15 protein-coding genes are annotated in these 18,620 nt (G+C 61.6%); 12 read left to right on the forward strand and 3 right to left on the reverse strand.

The features are described 5' to 3' along the window. Positions 1-308: 308 nt before the first annotated feature. The 12 genes from ACEN2T_RS21860 (at position 309) to ACEN2T_RS21915 (ending at position 16,754) form a co-directional block, all read left to right on the forward strand. A complete protein-coding gene (locus ACEN2T_RS21860; protein WP_032887204.1) occupies positions 309-662 on the forward strand; it encodes a hypothetical protein in 354 nt (117 codons plus the stop codon). 137 nt (positions 663-799) lie between these two features. Continuing rightward, positions 800-3,373: a S8 family serine peptidase gene (locus ACEN2T_RS21865; protein WP_442117522.1), complete on the forward strand. Its 2,574-nt coding sequence runs from the start codon at positions 800-802 to the stop codon at positions 3,371-3,373. 186 nt (positions 3,374-3,559) lie between these two features. Next, positions 3,560-4,519 carry an AAA family ATPase gene (locus ACEN2T_RS21870; RefSeq protein ID WP_017739127.1) on the forward strand — a complete coding sequence of 320 codons (960 nt, stop codon included), beginning with the start codon at positions 3,560-3,562 and terminating at the stop codon, positions 4,517-4,519. A gap of 5 nt (positions 4,520-4,524) precedes the next feature. Continuing rightward, positions 4,525-5,457, forward strand: a complete 933-nt coding sequence (locus ACEN2T_RS21875; protein ID WP_442117523.1) for a DUF58 domain-containing protein — start codon at positions 4,525-4,527, stop codon at positions 5,455-5,457. Further along, a complete protein-coding gene (locus ACEN2T_RS21880; protein WP_442117524.1) occupies positions 5,454-5,948 on the forward strand; it encodes a DUF4381 domain-containing protein in 495 nt (164 codons plus the stop codon). Before ACEN2T_RS21875 ends, ACEN2T_RS21880 begins: the two co-directional genes overlap by 4 nt. Next, complete coding sequence (locus ACEN2T_RS21885; RefSeq protein WP_032887209.1) at positions 5,941-7,029, forward strand: vWA domain-containing protein; 1,089 nt, start codon at positions 5,941-5,943, stop codon at positions 7,027-7,029. The genes ACEN2T_RS21880 and ACEN2T_RS21885 overlap by 8 nt, the downstream gene beginning before the upstream one ends. Then, complete coding sequence (locus tag ACEN2T_RS21890) at positions 7,026-8,765, forward strand: tetratricopeptide repeat protein (protein ID WP_032887211.1); 1,740 nt, start codon at positions 7,026-7,028, stop codon at positions 8,763-8,765. Before ACEN2T_RS21885 ends, ACEN2T_RS21890 begins: the two co-directional genes overlap by 4 nt. Then, on the forward strand, positions 8,762-10,402 hold the full coding sequence (locus ACEN2T_RS21895; RefSeq protein WP_032887212.1) for a BatD family protein: 1,641 nt from the start codon (positions 8,762-8,764) through the stop codon (positions 10,400-10,402). Before ACEN2T_RS21890 ends, ACEN2T_RS21895 begins: the two co-directional genes overlap by 4 nt. A gap of 181 nt (positions 10,403-10,583) precedes the next feature. Next, positions 10,584-11,120: a hypothetical protein gene (locus ACEN2T_RS21900; RefSeq protein WP_032887214.1), complete on the forward strand. Its 537-nt coding sequence runs from the start codon at positions 10,584-10,586 to the stop codon at positions 11,118-11,120. A gap of 167 nt (positions 11,121-11,287) precedes the next feature. Beyond that, positions 11,288-12,529 carry an exonuclease SbcCD subunit D C-terminal domain-containing protein gene (locus ACEN2T_RS21905; RefSeq protein ID WP_032887216.1) on the forward strand — a complete coding sequence of 414 codons (1,242 nt, stop codon included), beginning with the start codon at positions 11,288-11,290 and terminating at the stop codon, positions 12,527-12,529. After that, positions 12,526-16,164 carry an AAA family ATPase gene (locus ACEN2T_RS21910; protein ID WP_442117525.1) on the forward strand — a complete coding sequence of 1,213 codons (3,639 nt, stop codon included), beginning with the start codon at positions 12,526-12,528 and terminating at the stop codon, positions 16,162-16,164. The genes ACEN2T_RS21905 and ACEN2T_RS21910 overlap by 4 nt, the downstream gene beginning before the upstream one ends. Then, positions 16,161-16,754, forward strand: coding sequence for a glutathione S-transferase (locus ACEN2T_RS21915; RefSeq protein ID WP_442117526.1), 594 nt, complete (start codon positions 16,161-16,163; stop codon positions 16,752-16,754). The genes ACEN2T_RS21910 and ACEN2T_RS21915 overlap by 4 nt, the downstream gene beginning before the upstream one ends. Before the next feature lie 33 nt (positions 16,755-16,787). Here the strand turns inward: ACEN2T_RS21915 and ACEN2T_RS21920 are convergent, their stop codons facing one another. The 3 genes from ACEN2T_RS21920 to ACEN2T_RS21930 form a co-directional block, all read right to left on the reverse strand. Then, a complete protein-coding gene (locus ACEN2T_RS21920; RefSeq protein WP_442117527.1) occupies positions 16,788-16,967 on the reverse strand; it encodes a hypothetical protein in 180 nt (59 codons plus the stop codon). Positions 16,968-17,123: 156 nt separating this feature from the next. Then, complete coding sequence (locus ACEN2T_RS21925) at positions 17,124-18,299, reverse strand: lactonase family protein (RefSeq protein WP_032887222.1); 1,176 nt, start codon at positions 18,297-18,299, stop codon at positions 17,124-17,126. Then, positions 18,286-18,576 (reverse strand): DUF5629 family protein, encoded by a 291-nt coding sequence (locus ACEN2T_RS21930; RefSeq protein ID WP_442117528.1) that lies wholly within the window; start codon positions 18,574-18,576, stop codon positions 18,286-18,288. Before ACEN2T_RS21930 ends, ACEN2T_RS21925 begins: the two co-directional genes overlap by 14 nt. Between the last annotated feature and the right edge of the window lie 44 nt (positions 18,577-18,620).

Here is an 18,620-nt window from a genome sequence, read left to right on the forward strand (position 1 = left end):
ACGGGCAGGTCAGACGCCTGGCAGGCTGTGGAACGAGAGATGCATCCGTTGCGCAGCTTAACGACTGAGGGAAGCGCGCTGCTTGCGAAGCTGCGACATATTCGGTCATCGGTAAGCAGGCTCGCGGTTGCAACTTGGGCAACCCGTGATTTCGGGTGAAAAAACCGCCTGTTTGTTCGGGGGTGAGTGTCGAAAATGACTGATTCTCCATGCCAGGTCATGCCCTGAGTCTGACACAGGAAGAAGCACAAAATTCGCGGCAATGGCACAATTGCCCACGCGATGCCCTCCCCCAGACAGGATTCCCCATGCTGCAAATCAAAACCGACGCCCTGATGGCCACACCGTGCGACGACGAAGAAGACAACATGGCCATGCTCTGCTGCCACGGCAAGAACGGCGAAATGTTCATGTTGACCCGCTACCCCGATGAAGACGAAGTGGAACTCACCTGGGACTACGGGCCTTCAACCCTCGATGGCCTGAAAATCACCCTGAGCGACACGACCCTGACCGTGGAACTGGCCGCCGGCGATGCCGACGCCCTCGGTGGCAAGGATAAATTGGAGATCAGCCACGCCACAGCAGTGGCAGATATGGCAGAAGTGGAAGCAACCCTGCAGAACATCCTCAAGGGCACTGGCACCTACGTTCGCGCCTGAAACCGGGGCCTTCAACCCCCTGCGCAGTCAAGATCGAGGGCCTTGACCGTTTGTCGTGACTGTTATTTCTAACAGTATCCCGCCTTCGGTTTTGCGCCTTAGCTGATTGAAATCACGGTGACTGCACAGGTGCTCCGATGAAATCCATCAGCAAGCTTCTCGCCATCGTCCTTTTGGGCGCGGCTTCCTCGGCGTTGTCGGCAGCGCCTGCCAACGCTGGTTATTCACATCTGGTCCTGCTGCTCAAGGACGATGGCTCGACGTCGAGGCATTTCCAGGACACCTACGACCCGTCCAGTACCTTCCAGACCCATGTACCCAACATCAAGGCGCTGGTGCCGCCTTCCAAGACGCGTACGCTGGAGGGATTTCAGGCCTTGCAGCGGCATCGACTTGACCGCTATTACATTATCGACACCCAGCACCTGACACCTGACCAGGCCCAGGCACTGGCTGCGAAGCTCAAGCAGGACCCGGCGATTGAAGACGTCGACTTCGAGCCGCAGGTCGATGGAATGGAAAACGATAACGGCACGCCGGCGATGGAAAGCCTGCGTAGTGACATCCCGGACCACACTGCTCGCCAAGGCTATCTGTATGACAGGACTGCGCTAGCGCCCTACAGAATAGGCGGTGTAAATGCTACGCAAGCCTGGAAAATTCCTGGCGGCAAGGGCGAAAACATGCGAGTAGTTTCTTCGGAAATCAGTCATTGGTCCTACAACCATCTGGACTTGCCTAAGCCTTTTCTGGAAATCAGCCAGGGTGCCGTCGTTGGCGCCCATGACACGGCCAGCGTCGGCACCATCGCCTCCAGGGAAAATGGATTCGGAACCACCGGCATCGTCCCCGAGACGCAGTTGGGCTACACCCAATATGGCGACTCACGACTGCTGCAACTGGCCGAGGGCTCCCGTCCAGGCGACGTCGTACAGTTAGGCGTGCACTTCAAATATGCGACATTGCCCGGCGTAGGCTGCGCCGCCGATTGCTTCATGCCCCTTGAGTACAGCAAGGCCGTCCGTGACATCATCACCTTCATGACAGAGGAAAAAGGTTTGCACGTGGTATTGGCGGCGGCGAACGGCAACATCAATCTTGATCACCCCTACTTCAACGGCTGGTTCGATCGCAACATATTCGACTCCGGCAGTGTCTATGCCGGCGCCGTCGAGCCGAAGACCGGATTGAGGTCGTATTTCTCTCAATACGGCAGCCGGGTGGACGTGTTCAGCTGGGGCGGTTCCGTGACCACGACCACGTGGAGTGCTTCCAACCCCACCACCGGCTATAGCCACACGTACAGCGGCACCTCGTCAGCCAACCCGATCATTGCCGGGGTGATGGCGTCGTTACAAGGCGTGGCGCGAGCCAACGGGCTGGGCAACATCCCGCCCAAGGAACTGCGCAGAATCCTCGTCGAAACCGGCTACCCACAGGCCAACGGCAATCGCACCGAGATCGGCGTGCAGCCCGACCTGGATTTAGCGATCAAGAAACTGCTCGCCGACGGCGCAGGCCAGCCGCCCACCGGCCGCCTGGCCCTGCCCGAAGAGGTAAAGTCGGGCGCGGCATTCACCGGGCAGGTCTACGCCGAATCACCCACTAACAAACCGCTGACGTATCGCTGGACTGCCACGGGTTTCACGCCCGCGACCGGTGAGGGGCCGACCATTGCGCTGGCGGCACCCGTGATGCCCGTCGACACGCGCACGTCGATATCAGTGCTGGTGTCCGATGGCACACGCAGCATCACGCTGGTCGAAAACCTCACGATCAAAGCCACCGAAACGCCACCGGTCGGTGACTGCGTCGCCGCGTGGGTCGCCACCAAGGCGTATTCCAATGTCAGCGAAAAAGTCTCCTACAGCGGTTACAACTATCAGGTCGCGCACTGGTCCCAGGGCGCACGCCCGGACCTGAATTTTGTTGAAACCGGCGCCGCCAAACCCTGGCGTCGCCTGGGCACCTGCGGTGGCGAATCACCCGTTGTCGCCAGGATCACCGCGCCATCCACGGTTGAAGCCGGCAAGCAGCTGCAAGTGTCGGGCGTTTCGTCCACCGGCCAGGACCTGCGCTATGCATGGACCGCATCGGGCTTTACCCCGTCAACGTCGACGCAGCCGACCGCTACGCTCGTCGCGCCAAACACGGACGGTACGCGCAGCATCACATTGACCGTCACCGACGCACGCGGCGCCAGCGCCAGTGCCAGCCACACTGTCAAAGTGAACGCCAGCGCCCCCGTCAACCGGCCGCCGGTGGGCAGCCTGCAGGGCGATGAGACGGTCGAATCGGGCAAAACCGTGAATTTCACCGCTAACACTAGCGACCCGGATGGCGACCCCATGACATACGCTTGGACGCTCCCAACCGTCCTCACCGCCACCGCCCTCAATACCCGCACCATCAGCGTGACTGCCCGCCCGGTCAGCAGCGACACCCGCGCGACCATCAGCGTGGCGGTCAGTGACGGGCGCGGAGGTACGCTAAGGCTGGACCGGCCGATCACCGTCAAAGCAGCATCGGACTCCGATGACTGCAGAAACACCCCGGCGTGGTCGCCGACCAAGACCTACCAGACCGCCTGGGAGAAAGTCTTGTACAAAGACAAGGTCTACGAACATAACTTCTATAGCCAGAACAAGCCGCCAGACCTTTACTCCGCACAATGGGGCAAAGAATGGAAAATCGGGGTGCCATGCCCTTGAAGCATCCGGGGTGAGCGGACAAGCCCGCTCACCCCATTCCTGCTTCCTAAACAAAATTCCTACAAGTTTTCCTGAAAATACCCCGCGCGCCGTTAGTCGCCACCCCCCGCCATGCATTAAAGTAGGCGCCCCAGCCCGACGTTTGCTGCATGACGTAGAGGCTCATCTCTCCAGGAACCGTCATCGATGGAACATCGTGAAGCGCTGCTCGCGCTGCGAACCTTTCTTTCTACGCAGATTCTCGGCCAGGAAAAACTCATTGATCGCCTGCTGATCGCCCTGCTCGCCGACGGCCATATGCTGGTCGAAGGCGCGCCAGGCTTGGCCAAGACCAAGGCCATCAAAGAGCTGGCCGAAGGTATCGAAGCGCAGTTCCATCGTATCCAGTTCACCCCAGACCTGCTGCCCGCCGACATCACCGGCACCGAGATCTATCGCCCGGAAACCGGCAGCTTCGTGTTCCAACAAGGGCCTATCTTCCACAATCTGGTGCTGGCCGACGAAATCAACCGGGCGCCGGCCAAAGTGCAATCGGCTTTGCTCGAAGCCATGGCTGAGCGCCAAGTCAGCGTAGGACGCAGCACCTACGAGCTGTCGCCGCTGTTTTTGGTGATGGCCACGCAAAACCCCATCGAGCAGGAAGGCACCTACCCGCTGCCCGAAGCCCAGCTCGACCGCTTCCTGATGCACGTCAAGATCGGCTTCCCGGACGCCGCCGTGGAGCGGCGCATCCTGCAACAAGCCCGTGGCGAAGCCCTCAATGGTGAAACCAAGCCCGAACGCCGCGTCAGCCAGCAGGCGATTTTTGCCGCGCGCAAAGAAATCCTCGGCCTGTACATGGCCGATGCGGTGGAGGAATACCTGGTGCAATTGGTCATGGCCACACGCACCCCGGCCAAGTTCGACCCAGAGATGGCCGAGTGGATCGCCTACGGCGCCAGCCCCCGCGGTTCCATCGCCCTCGACCGCTGCGCCCGCGCCCATGCCTGGCTGGCCGGACGGGACTTCGTGAGCCCGGAAGATATCCAGGCGGTGTTGTTCGACGTACTGCGCCATCGCATCATCCTGTCGTTCGAAGCCGAAGCGGCTGGCATCGACCAGGACCGTGTGGTGCAACGCATCCTCGACGTCGTTGCCGTCGCTTGAACTCGATGAATGCCAGCGATGGAATCCGCGTCACGCTCAGCGAGTTGATTGAGATGCGCCACCGCGTGCGCGAAGTGCAGCTGTTTTCCACGCCGAGCCAGCGCAGCCCGCTGATCGGCTTGCACCACTCCAAACTGCGCGGGCGCGGAGTCGACTTCGACCAGGTGCGCGTATACCAGGCTGGCGACGATGTGCGCACCATCGATTGGCGCGTGACTGCCCGCACCCAGGAACCGCACACCAAACTGTTCCACGAAGAGCGCGAGCGACCGATTTTTATCATGGTCGAGCAAAGCTGCCGGCTGTTTTTCGGCTCGGGCCAGATGTTCAAATCCGTGCTCGCGGCCCAGGCGGCGAGCCTGATCGGCTGGGCCGCGCTGGGGCATAACGACCGGGTCGGCGGGCTAGTGTTTGGAGACAATGAGCACTACGAAATCAAACCCCGGCGCAGCAAGCAATGCCTACTGCAACTGCTCAACCGCCTGGTGCGCGTCAACCAGAGCCTGGACACCGAAAGCCGCCCCGAAGCCGACGCCTTGGGCATGGCCCTGCGCCGTGGTCGCGAAGTGCTGCGCCCTGGCAGCCTGGTGATTGTGATCTGCGATGAACGCGCCCTCACTGAAGGCGCCGAGCAACAGTTGAGCCTACTGTCACGCCATTGCGACCTGCTGCTGTTGCCGATTTCCGACCCGCTGGACCACGCCCTGCCCGCCGCGGGGCTGCTGCGTTTTGCGCAAAGAGGGGCGCAACTGGAACTGGACACGCTGAATTACGACTTGCGGCAGGCCTACAAGGCCCAAGCTGAAGCACGCATCGCCCGCTGGGAACTGCTCGCGCAAAAACTGCGAATACTGCTGATGCCCTTGAGCACCCAGAGCGAAATGGTCGAGCAACTGCGCGAATACCTCAACCCGCAACGCCCGGCCAAAAAACAATGAGCAGCCTTGACCAACTGCAACCGCTGATCGCCCCGCCAAGCATCGGCTTCTGGCCGCCTGCACCGGGTTGGTGGCTGTTGCTGCTGGTGATCCCGTTGCTGGGTTGGTGTCTTTGGTCCTTGCGCCGCTTCCTCCCTGCGCGACGCCCCGTGGCACGCGCCGAACAACCCTTGGACCCGCTGCGCATCGCCGCACTGGCAGAACTGGCCCTCATGCCCAAACCCTATGACGGCGCGCCCGCCGGTGCCTGGCTGCAACAACTCAATGGCCTGCTCAAGCGCCTGTGCCGCAACGACTACCCTTACAGCCAGAGCCACACCCTCAATGGGCGCAAATGGCTGGCGTTCCTCGACAACCGCTGCCCGGCTGCCGGCCTCACCCGCTGGATGGTACTGGTGGAAGGCGCCTATAAACCCGAATGCAAACTCGACGACAAGGCCATCGCCGGCCTGACCCAAGCCGTCGACACCTGGATTCGCAAACATGTTTGAGTTCGCCTGGCCGTGGATCTTCGTCCTGTTGCCGTTGCCCTGGTTGATGCGGCTTATCCTGCCTGTGGCCGACAGCGGCGAGCCGGCACTGAAAGTCAGCTACCTCAGTGATCTCGAAGGCCTGGCCAAGCGCCGCGCCCGCGTCAACTTGCCGGGCTGGCGCCAACAAGCCCCTTTTGTGGTGCTGTGGCTGCTGCTGTTGACCGCCGCCGCACGTCCTGAGTGGCTCGGCGAACCACTGCCGATTGCCGCCAGTGGTCGCGACCTGCTGGTGGCGGTCGACGTGTCCGGTTCCATGGATTTCCCCGATATGCATTGGCGGGACGAGGACGTGAGCCGCTTAACCCTGGTCAAGAACCTCCTCGGTGACTTCCTTGAGCATCGCGACGGCGACCGTGTCGGCCTGATCCTGTTCGGCAGCCAAGCCTACCTGCAAGCGCCGCTGACGTTTGACCGCCGCACCGTGCGCACCTGGCTGGATGAAGCGCGCATCGGCATCGCCGGCAAAAATACCGCCATTGGCGATGCCATTGGCCTGGCCCTCAAGCGCCTGCGCCAGCGCCCGGCGCAAAGCCGTGTGCTGATTCTGATCACGGACGGCGCCAACAACGCGGGTCAAATCGATCCACTGACCGCCGCGCGCCTGGCTGCCGAAGAAGGCGTGAAGATCTACCCGATCGGTATCGGCGCTGACCCTGAGCAAACTGGATCCCTGGGCATTCTCGGCGTCAACCCAAGCCTGGACCTCGACGAACCGGCGCTTAAGGCCATTGCCAACGCCACCGGCGGGCAATATTTCCGTGCCCGCGACGGCGAAGAACTGCAAACCATCAAGGAAACCCTCGACCAACTGGAGCCCGTCGAACAGCAACCAACCCAAGCCCGCCCGGCGCTGGCGTTGTACAGCGGCCCGCTGGCCCTGGCGCTGCTCCTGAGCATGTTGCTGGTGATCCAGGAACGCTGGCCGAACAACGCCCTGCAACGCTGGTTCAGCAAATTGTCGAGCAAGGGGATCTTCCTGCAACAAAGCCCTGAATGGCGCCAGCGCCTTAAACGCCTGCGTTTGCGGAGGCGTCGATGATCGACCTCTGGCCGCACTGGTTCCGCCCCTGGTGGCTGTTGCTGTTGCCGTTGCTCGGCTGGTTGCTGTGGCAACTGTGGCACCGCCAAAAACGCGCCGGGCGCTGGCAGATGATCCTGCCGCCGGCCTTCCACGCCGTGCTGCTCAGCGGTGGCAACGGCCGCGAAAGTAAATCGCCGTGGGTGGTGCTCGGTATCGCCTGGCTGTTGGCCGTGCTGGCATTGCTTGGCCCCAGTTGGCAACGGGTTGAACAGACCAGTCAGAAGCCGTCCGACCCGTTGGTGGTACTGCTGGAACTGACCCCGGAAATGCTCGCCACCGACAGCCCGCCCAACCGCCTGGAACAGGCACGCCGCAAGCTGTATGACTTGTTGCAAGCGCGCACTGACGCGCAAACCGCCATCGTTGTGTATGCCGGCAGCGCACACACCCTGGTGCCCCTCTCGGACGATCTGGGCACCAGCCGCAACCTGCTCGAAGCGTTGCGCCCCTCGATCATGCCCGAACCCGGTCACCGCGCCGACCTGGCAGTACAGAAAGCCCTCGACCTGCTCAAGCACAGCGGTCTCGGCCAAGGGCGCCTGCTACTGATCGGTTCATCCCTGTCCAAGCAGGAGCGCCAAGGCATTCGCCTGCTGCTGCAAAGTAACCAGTCGCCACCCCTGTCGATCCTCGGCATCGGCAGCCGCGAAGGCACGCCGGTCACCCAGGAAAGCGGCGAATTTCTCAAGGACGAACACGGTGCGATTCTGGTACCACGCCTCGACAGCCCCACGCTCAAAGCCTTCGCCAGCGAAATGGGCGGGCGTTACCGTGCCGCACGCCTCGACGATAAAGACCTGCGCCAGCTCGGCGTACTCGACCCGCCGCAAGCCCTGCGCAATGACGGCCAGTTGCTGCACCTCGACACCTGGGCCGACCAGGGTTACTGGCTGCTCCTCCCGTTGCTGCTGCTCGCCGCTTGCGCCGGGCGCCGTGGCTGGTTGTTCTGCCTGCCCTTGCTGCTAATGGCAGCGCCGCAGCCCAGCTACGCCTTTGAACTCCAGGATTTGTGGCTGCGTCCCGACCAGCAAGGCCAATACCTGCTGAAGAAAAAACGCCCCGCCGAAGCCGCCGAACACTTTCAGGACGTGCAATGGCAAGGCGTTGCCCTGTACGAAGCTGGCAACTATGCCGAAGCCATCAAGCGGTTTGCCGAAGGCAATGACGCCTACGCTCACTACAATCGCGGTAACGCGTTGGCCAAATCCGGCGAACTGGAAGCGGCTATCGACGCCTACGAACAAGCCCTGGAAGCCCAACCTGACCTGCAACCGGCCCTGAAAAACAAGGCTCTGGTGGAATCCCTGATGCAGGAACAGGCAAAGCCCGAGCCAGAACAGCCGGCAAAAAACGAGGATGACGAATCCACCCAACCCGGCCAAACTGCGCAACCGGGCGCCAGCGGGCAGAATGCCACTGGCGGCGAGCAGTCGTCCCAGGGCCAAGGCGAAGCAGGCACCGGTGATACCCAGACTGGCGCCACACCGCAAACCGGCGGCAACGAAGTGCCGGGCAGCGAACTGGGCGACGAGCAAACCACCACCCCGCCGCTGCGCCCTAACGACGCAAGCCTCGACGGTGAACGTCGCCAAGCCCTGGAACAATGGCTGCAGGAGATCCCGGACAACCCCGGCGAACTGCTGCGACGCAAATTCTGGTACGAACAGCAACAACATCAGGACAAGACTCGATGAGCCGCCGCACCACCCTTCTGCTTCTGCTCGCGTTGACGGCAGGCCACGCCCAGGCGGCGAACCTGGTCGCCAGCGTCGACCGCAGCCGCCTCAATTCCGGGGAAACGGTGGAACTGACGGTGGAATCGAGTGACGTCACCCAGTTCGGCAAGCCCGACCTTTCGCCCCTGGACGCGCAGTTTGAAGTCAGCGGCACCCGCCAGCTCAACCAGCTCACCACCCTGGGCGGCGATAACCACGCCACCACGCGCTGGATCATTACCCTGCTGCCCAAGGAAAACGGCACGGTGGTAATCCCCCCCTTGCAAGTGGGCGACTACACGACCCAACCCATCAGCCTGCAAGTGGTGGAAACCGCCAGCCAGAACAGCAATGCCGAATTGGCACCCGTCTTTATCGAAGCCAACCTCGACCAGACCAGCGTGTACGTGCAGGCCCAGGCGCTGCTGACCGTACGTGTTTACCACTCGGTGTCGCTGTATGACGACAGCAGCCTCACGCCGTTGCAGATTCCGGATGCCCGCGTGGAGCAACTGGGCGAGTCGCGCACGTACGAAAAAGTCATCAACAGCATCCGCCATGGCGTGATCGAAACCCGCTATGCGATCTACCCACAACACAGCGGCGCCCTGGAACTGCCGACGCAGACCTTCAGCGCCACGCTGGTGGAATCGCGCCCGCCTCAGGAAAACACCCTTCAGGGCACCAAGCCCGGCAAGCTGATCCACGTGAGCTCGGCGCCGCTGACGTTGCAGGTCAAACCCAAGCCCGAGTTGTATCCCGCCGACACGCCCTGGTTGCCGGCGCGCAGCCTGACGCTGACTGAGGCCTGGAACCCAGAACCTGAACATGTGCAAGTCGGCGACTCCTTGACCCGCAGCCTCACGGTCAAGGCCGAGGGCCTGTCCAGTGCCCAACTGCCAGCCTTGCCCAGCACCGACATCAATGGCCTGCGCCGCTATCCCGACCAACCGGTGCTCGGCAACCAGACCAGCGACCGTGGCCTGATCGGCAGCCGCGAAGACCGCGAAGCCCTGGTGCCCAACCGGGTCGGCCCGCTGGAACTGCCGTCCGTGGAAGTGGTGTGGTGGAACACCCACGAAGACCACCTCGAACGCACCAGCCTGCCCGCCCGCACGCTGCAAGTGGCCAACAACCCCAGCCTGGTGGTGGACACCCCCGCCACGCCGACCATCATCACCGCGCCGGACGACAGCCGTTTGTGGCTGTGGCAACTGAGTACGCTGATCCTGGCCTGCACCACGCTGCTGGGCTTCGGCCTGTGGTGGCGTGCGCGCCGGCAACCGGCGGTACTGCGCGCCGCACAAACCGGCCCGAGCCCGCGCACCTTGCTCGACGACCTCAAACGCGCGACCCAGGCCAACGACCCCCAGGCCACCCGCCAGGCGCTCGACGCCTGGGCACGCCAACAACCGGAAACCCTGGCCGACATGGCGGCGCGCTTTGTGCCGTTGTCGGACGCGTTGGATGGGCTCAACGGCGCGCTGTACAGCGAGAGCGGCCAATACTGGCTGGGCGAAGACCTATGGCGCGCGATAAAAGCCATCCCAATCGCCGAACGCGAGCTGGACTCAACGACCGATACCACCAGCCTGCCGCCGCTCTATCCCAAGTAGCCCATTGCCCAGCAAAAAACCCTCGCGATTGAGAGCCCGCACGCCAGTCAATTTCCTACACGGGAGTTGACGCTTTCTGAACCAGCAGATTAGTCCGATTCAGCAAATACCTCCCCGCCAGTCAAACTTCTGCAGCGGTCGGCAATACCTGCCGTGCGCTTGAAATCAGAGGATTTATTGGATGGACTTTTACCGAGGTGACGACCGCAACCCAGCGGACAGCGTGATTCGTAAACAAGGGTTCACCGCAAAACCGCCTATCCCGACCATGAACGGCAACCAGGCACGTCTATATCTCGCTCAACAATTCATGAAAGGAAACATGCGTCTTTCATGCCATGACGTGGGCATGACGTGGCGCGAACAAACCCCTGGCGGGCTGGTGGCCACCGCTCAAACGCAGGAGGGCGCATTCGCGAAAAGCTATTTCTACAAGATTTCAATCCCCGACCGTGAGCTGATGGCGTGGGAACTGACCAACAAGGGCGATCGAGAACGACAGATACCGTTGTCGAACGTCGGTACCACCCGCAAATACTGCATCATTCACAACGGCAACACCTATGAGACGGCAACGATTATCGCGCTTTGTCATCCGGTACATACCCGGGAGGCCACCTTCCTGACGGCGATTCCCGCGCAATACATTGTAGGAACGCGAACAGGCAAGGATGTCCTGAATGAAAGTTTGCCGTTTTCCCCCTTCACTCCGGCGTAAGCCAGCCAGCAAGCTGCCCGCCCCCGCCAGACACCTCACTCAGTCGACAAAGTTGCGTCGTTGGCTGAGTAGGTTCACTGCTCTGTAAGGTAAACTCCCCTCCTTTTCACCGCCATTCTCTGTATACGGCGGCCATTCACATCTCTATTTTTTTCACGGAGTTCGCCTTGCGTTTGTTCCACACCTCCGACTGGCACCTTGGCCAAAACCTCCACGGCCAGGAACGCGACTACGAACACGCTTGTTTCCTGGAATGGCTGCTGCGCCAGATCGGCGCCCAACATCCCGATGTGCTGCTGATCGCCGGCGATATCTTCGACACGGTCAACCCGCCGCTCAAGGCACAGGAGCGGCTGTATGACTTCATCATCAGCGCCCACGAGCAAAACCCCAAGCTGACCATTGTGATGATCGCCGGCAACCACGATTCCGGTTCGCGCATCGAGTTGCCTGCACCGTTGATGCGCCGTTTGCGCGCCCATGCTCTCGGGCGCGTGCTGTGGCTCGATGACGGCCAATTGGACGCCGAACGCCTGCTGATTCCACTGCCGGATGCCAAAGGCAAGATCGCCGCGTGGTGCCTGGCATTGCCCTTCTTGCGCCCGGCGGAAGTGACCGGCGCGCACCTGGGTGACGACTACCTGCGCGGTATCGGCCAGGTACATGAATGGTTGATCGCCGCCGCCAACGCCAAACGCAAAAGAGGCCAGGCGCTGATTGCCATCAGCCACGCCCATATGGCCGGTGGTTCAGTGTCGGAAGACTCCGAGCGCAGCCTGATCATCGGCAATGCCGAGGCGCTGCCCGCCAACCTGTTCGACAAAAGTGTCGGCTATGTTGCCCTCGGCCACTTGCACAAGCCGCAAAAGGTGAACGGCGAAGAACGCATTCGGTACAGTGGCTCGCCGATCCCGCTGTCGTTTTCCGAGATCGGCTACAAACACCAGATTCTCGACGTGACGTTCCAGGGCGAACGACTGGTCAGCGTCGAACCGCTCCTGATCCCGCGCTCGGTCAACCTGCAACGGCTGGAGGCCGCGCCCCTGGCCGACATCCTCAAAGCGTTGGCGGACTTGCCCGATGTCGACCTGCTCGCAGAAACCCAGCGCCACCCCTGGCTCGAAGTACGTGTGCGCCTTGACGAGCCGCAGCCTGACCTGCGCCAGCAAATCGAAAGCGCCCTGCAAGGCAAGGCCGTGCGCCTGGTACGCATCGCCGCCGAATACGCAGGCAAACGCGGCAGCGATGCCACTGACGAAGAACGCTTGATCGAACTCGACCAACTCACGCCGCAAGAGCTGTTCAGCCGCGCCTGGCAGGACAGCTACGGCAGCGAAGTGGATGAACAGACCTTAAAGGACTTCGCCGTGCTGCTCCAGGAAGTGCAACAGCAGGAGGAACAGCCATGAAAATTCTCGCCATCCGCCTGAAGAACCTCGCCTCCCTGGCCGGCCCCTTCGAGATCGACTTTACCGCCGAGCCCCTGGCCAGCGCGGGCTTGTTCGCAATCACCGGGCCCACCGGCGCCGGTAAAAGTACCCTGCTCGATGCGCTGTGCCTGGCGCTATTCGGCGCCGTGCCACGGCTGGGCGATACCGGCCAGGCGAAAATGCCGGATGCCGACAGCGATATTTCCATCGGCGACCCGCGCACCCTGATCCGTCGCGGCACCGGCGGAGGTTATGCCGAAGTGGATTTTGTCGGTGTCAGCGGCCGTCGCTATCGCGCGCGCTGGGAAGCCAATCGTGCCCGCGACAAAGCCAGTGGCAAACTGCAAAACAGCCGTCAAAGCCTGATTGACCTGGACAGCGACCAACTGCTGGCCAGCCAGAAAACCGAATACAAGACCCAGCTGGAACTGGCCCTGGGCCTGAATTTCGAGCAGTTCACCCGCGCCGTGCTGCTGGCGCAAAGTGAGTTCAGCGCGTTTCTCAAGGCCAACGACAACGAGCGCAGCGAACTGCTGGAAAAGCTCACCGATACCGCGCTGTACACCCAACTCGGCCGTCGCGCCTTCGACAAGGCCAAGGAGGCCAAGGACGCGCACAAACAGTTGCAGGACCAGGCCACCGGAGTGGTGCCCCTGGCCGCTGAAGCGCGCGCCGAACTGGATCAGCAACTGACCGACGCCCAGCAACACCTCAAGGCCCAGCAGGCCCAGCTCAAGCAACTGGAGTTGCAGCACACCTGGCTTAAGGAGTTGCGTGAGTGGCAGGATCGGCAACTCAGCGCCGCCCAAGATCTACAACGAGCACAAACCGATTGGGCCAGCCAGGACCCACACCGCCAGGACCTGAGCCACCTCGACCAATTCGCCCCGCAACGTCACCACTTCGCGCGCCTGGCCGAACTCGGCGCATTGTTGACGCCACTGGCAGCGCAGATTCAGCTGCACACCGAACAACAAATCGCGTTGCACGCACGCCAAGAGCACGCCCAGCAACAGCAAGCGACCGCGCAAACGGCACTGGTCGAGGCTATCAAGCAACAGGGCGACGCGGGACCTTTACTGCAGCGCGCCTTCGCTGAACAGACAACGTTGACCCACGTGACCAACGAGCTCGGCAAGCGCATCGAGGACAAACAGCTCAAAGAAAATGCCTGTGCTGAAGGCCAGTCTGCACTGGCTCACTTGCATGAAAGGCACCAACAGGCGGTCAAACGGCTTCAGCAATTGCAGGCCGAGCTGGAGAGCAGTGTCGCCCTGGCGCCTTTGAGCGCCGCGTGGGAGGGTTATCGCCCAAGCCTGCAACAGTTGATGCAAACCGGTAGCCGACTCAACAAAGGCAGCACCGAGCTGCCCTTGCTCGAACAGCGCGCCACTGCGGCCGCCGAACACTATGCCGAGGAGCGTGAAGCGCTGAACCTGTTGTATCAGGAAGCCGGCGCAGAACCTCACGCCGTGGCCGAGCAGATTCAATTGCTCGCCAGCCTGCTGCAAGACAACCGCAAACAACAGCGCGCCTTCGAAGACCTGGCACGGCTGTGGGACAACGAACAGCAGTTGGATCAACAGGCCGCCCATCTGACGCAGAGGCTCGCCGATGCCCAGCAGCAACGGGAAAACCTGATTCAATTGGGCCAGCAAGCCAAGACGCAACTGACCACTGCCGAACATACGCTGACCATCACCAAGCAACTGCTGGAACGTCAACGTACTGCACGCAGTGAAAGCGTTGAGGAATTGCGCGCCAAACTTCAGGACGATCAGCCCTGCCCGGTCTGCGGCAGCCACGAACACCCTTATCACCGTCCGGAAGCCTTGCTGCAAAGCCTTGGACGGCATGATGAGAGCGAGCAGGAAAACGCGCAAAAGGCGGTCGATGCACTCAATCAAACACTGGTTGAGTTGCGCGGCGAATTGGGTGGGGTCAATGGGCAAATCAAGGAATTCCTGAGCCAGCAGGAAGACTTGGCCACGCGCCAGCGAACGTCGAATTCCAATCTGCAAGCCCATGCACTGGGCGCTTCACTGCTCAATCAAACCACCGCCCAGCGCAGCGGCTGGTTGACCCAGCAACTCAGCCAACTCACCCAAAGCATCGCGCAGGACGAACAACGCCAGGGCGCGCTGCTTAGCCTGCAGCAGAACGCCGGCCGTTTGCAGCAGCAACTTCAAGCTGCCCAGGAAGCGAGCCAGCAGGCCACCCAATTGCTGGCGACGCAGCAACGTGAGTTGTCGGCCGACCGCAAGCGCCTCGATGAAGAGTTCGCGACTTTTGCCAGCCTGTTGCCTGCCGACATCCTGGATGGCCTGCGCCATGAACCGACGGCGACCTTCCTGCTGTTGGATCAGCAGGTCAGCCAGCGCCTGGAACAACTGGCACACCAACGCGATGAGCTGGCCGAACAGCAGCAACGTCAGCAAGCCATTGAAAAAGAGCAGGACCGTCAACAGCATCGGCAACAACAGCTGGAAGCCGCTCAACAACACCTGACGGATGTGACCACTCAGCAACAGACCGCTCAGGAAAACCTCACCGCACTGCTTGGCACAAACCCCAGCGCCGAGCACTGGCAGCAGCAACTGGACCACGCAGTGGCGCAGTCGCGCGCGAGCGAAACCGACGCCAGCCAACAACTGCAGGAAACCCGCAATGCGCTGGTGCAACTGGCGGCGGACCTCAAGGCCAAGCAGGAGCGCCAACAGGCGTTGCAGGCGGAACAGCAGGCCCTTGCCAAGCGCATCAGCGAATGGCGTGCCCAGCACCCGGAACTCGACGACACTGGCCTCACCCGCCTGCTGGCCTTCGACGACGCTCAGGTCAACGCCCTGCGCCAGCATCTGCAGGCCAGCGAAAAGGCCGTCGAACAAGCCAAGGTGTTGCTGCTGGAGCGCGAACAACGCCTTGCCGAGCACCAGGCCCTGCACAACGGCAACCTCGACGCCGAACAACTGGACAGCACCCTCGCCGCCCTCAACCAGCAATTGGCCGAGGGCGAAAAACAGGTCGCTGAATTACGCGCGCGCCAGTCCGAAGACCAGCGGCGCCAAGAAGCCAACGCGGCGCTGGCGCTGACCACCGCCAACGCCTATGAGGAATGGCAGCGTTGGGCACGTCTCGAATCGCTGATCGGCTCGGCCAGCGGCGACAAATTCCGCAAGCTCGCCCAGGCTTACAACCTCGACCTGCTGGTGCATCACGCCAACGTGCAATTGCGCCAACTGGTGCGCCGCTATCGCCTCAAGCGCGGCGGCAGCATGTTGGGGTTGCTGGTGATGGACACGGAAATGGGTGATGAACTTCGCTCGGTGCACTCGTTGTCCGGCGGCGAGACGTTCCTGGTGTCGCTGGCATTGGCCCTGGGCCTGGCATCGATGGCGTCGAGCACATTGAAGATCGAGTCGCTGTTTATCGACGAAGGTTTCGGCAGCCTGGACCCCGAGTCATTGCAATTGGCGATGGATGCACTGGACGGTTTGCAGGCCCAAGGTCGCAAGGTGGCGGTGATTTCCCACGTACAGGAAATGCACGAGCGCATCCCGGTGCAGATCCAGGTCATGCGCCAGGGCAATGGTTTGAGCACGCTGGAGGTCAAGTGAGCGAAGTGTTGCTGTATTCGTTTCGGCGCTGCCCGTACGCCATGCGCGCTCGTCTGGCGCTGCGCTACTCGGGGGTGTCGATGCGTATTGTCGAGGTGAGCCTCAAGGCCAAGCCGGCCGAGATGCTGGCGCTGTCGCCCAAGGGTACGGTGCCGGTGCTGGTGGTGGATGGCGTGGTCATCGACGAGAGCCTGGCGATCATGCAATGGGCCCTGGCGCAGCACGATCCTGACGATTGGTTGCTACAGGGCAACCCGGCCACGCTGGCACTGATCGCCGAGAATGATCTGGGGTTCAAACAGCACTTGAATCGATACAAGTACCCCGAACGCTACCCCGAGCAGCCGATGGAACATTATCGGGCCGAGGGTGAGATGTTCTTGCAAAAGCTGGAAGGATTGCTGGCGCAGCGAGATTACTTGCTGGCCGATCACCTGAGCCTTGCCGATGTGGCACTGGCGCCGTTTGTGCGCCAGTTTGCCCATGTGGATCGGGAATGGTTTGCGGGGACGCCGTATCACCGGCTTCAGGCCTGGCTGCAACGCTTTCTGGAATCACCGTTGTTTATCGCGGTGATGGCCAAATCCTGAGCCCTACCACATCAGATCTCACGCACCTGTCGCTCAGTGCTGGGTTTTGTGATCCAGCACCGCATAGAAGTTGGCACTTTGTTGCAGGTATTTCTGGGTGTACGCGGTGGTGCCGGACTGTTTGCCGCTGACTTCCACGCTGGCGGCGGCAGGCAAGGCAACGGTGGCGGAAACGGCGGAAGCGGCGATGATCGAGAAGAGATTTAAGTTCATGTCGGTAGCCCTTGTATTCGTTTGGTTGAGTGGCCTGGGAAGGCCTTGGAACCCAACTTACGCCCGAGGGTTAAACCTTAGAAATGCTTTGAAACATTAGCCGCTATTAATGCAATTAATACAAAGGCTCAGGCCCCGCACTGCGGGGCCTGTGGCTTATTGACGCACCAGGAACTTGAGGTCGCTGGGCGCATCGATCGGCAATTTCTGCACGGTTTTACCCAGCAGGCCGGTCTTGGGGTCGCGTTCGACGACCACGATTTCATTGCTTTTCTGGTTGGCGAACAGTAGGAACCTGCCGCTCGGGTCCAGACTGAATTCGCGCGGATGGTCGCCTTCTACGGAACGGCGCTGCAGTTCCTTGAGGTGCCCGGTCGCCGGGTCGATGCTGAACACCAGCAACTGATTGGCCGTGCCGCGGTTGCTCAGGTACAGGAATTTGCCGTCGCTGGATGCGTGCAACGCTGCGCCGGCCTTGTCCGACACCGGTTGCCCGGCGGCGAAATCTACCAACTGGGTCTGCGTAAGTGTGCCGTCGTGGTAGTCGAACACCGCGACCTGGGCGCTCATTTCGGTCGTCAGCCAGGCGTGCTTGCCATCGGCGCTGAACAGCAAGTGACGCGGCCCGCTGCCCGGAGGCAGTTGCACCGAGGCGGGGGAAGCCGGCGTCAGAGGTTGCTCGTGGTTGGCCTTGGGGTCATAGCGGTAAGCAAACACCTTGTCTGCCCCCAGGTCCTGCACGAACACGTACTTGCCATCCGGCGCCGACACCACCGAGTGCACATGGTTGGAAGCCTGACGCTCGGGGTTGACCCGGCTGGCGGGGTGTCCGCTCAACTGCACCGGTGCCGACAGCTTGCCCTCGGCATCGACCGGCAGCACCGCCAGGCTGCCGCCCGGATCCTCCTTCACTGAATAGTTGGCGACAAACAAGTAACGTCCATCGGCGGCAATGCTGGAGTGAGTCGGCTCATTACCCAGGCTCTGCACCTGGTTGATCAGGGTCAGTTGCTGATTCTTCGGGTCGATGCGATAGCTGCTCACACGGCCGACCGGGTCTTTCTGGCCTGGGCCGTTTTCATTGACCACGAACAGATGGGTCTGGTCCTTGGAAAGGGTCAGCCACGACGGATTGTCCGCCTTGGCCGCCAACACCGGCTGGCCCTGAAACCGGCCTGTGCGGCTGTCGAATTGCAGGCGGTAAATCCCTTCGCTGCTGCCGGCGGTGTAGCTGCCTACCAACAGTTCATAGGTCTCGGCCGGCGCGGCCTGTACCGACATTGCACCGACACTGCCCGCCATCAACAGGGGCCAGAATTTACGCATCATCATGCTCGTCTTCCTCGTCGTTATTGTTGCCGGTGAAAGCACTCATGCACACGAGACGGTGCTCGCCCGAGTCACCGGTGAGGGTCCAGCTTTGCAACGTCTCATCAAAGGTCGCGGCCTGTACTTGCGCCACGCTGAAGGACCAGCGCTTTTGAGCGCGTCCGTCGATGCAGGTGATCACCAGCGCCTGATCGTCGAGGGTGAAATCAAAGGCGTGCAACCCATCGACTTCGAGCATATCGGTGTTGGCAAGTTCAGTAAGGAGGCTAGCGGCAGTCATCGGGATCGTTCACGCAAAGAAAAGAGCGTGATGATAAGCCAATT

Origin of the sequence: Pseudomonas sp. W22_MBD1_FP4 (genome assembly GCF_052113765.1) — a bacterium.
Lineage (GTDB): Bacteria > Pseudomonadota > Gammaproteobacteria > Pseudomonadales > Pseudomonadaceae > Aquipseudomonas > Aquipseudomonas sivasensis.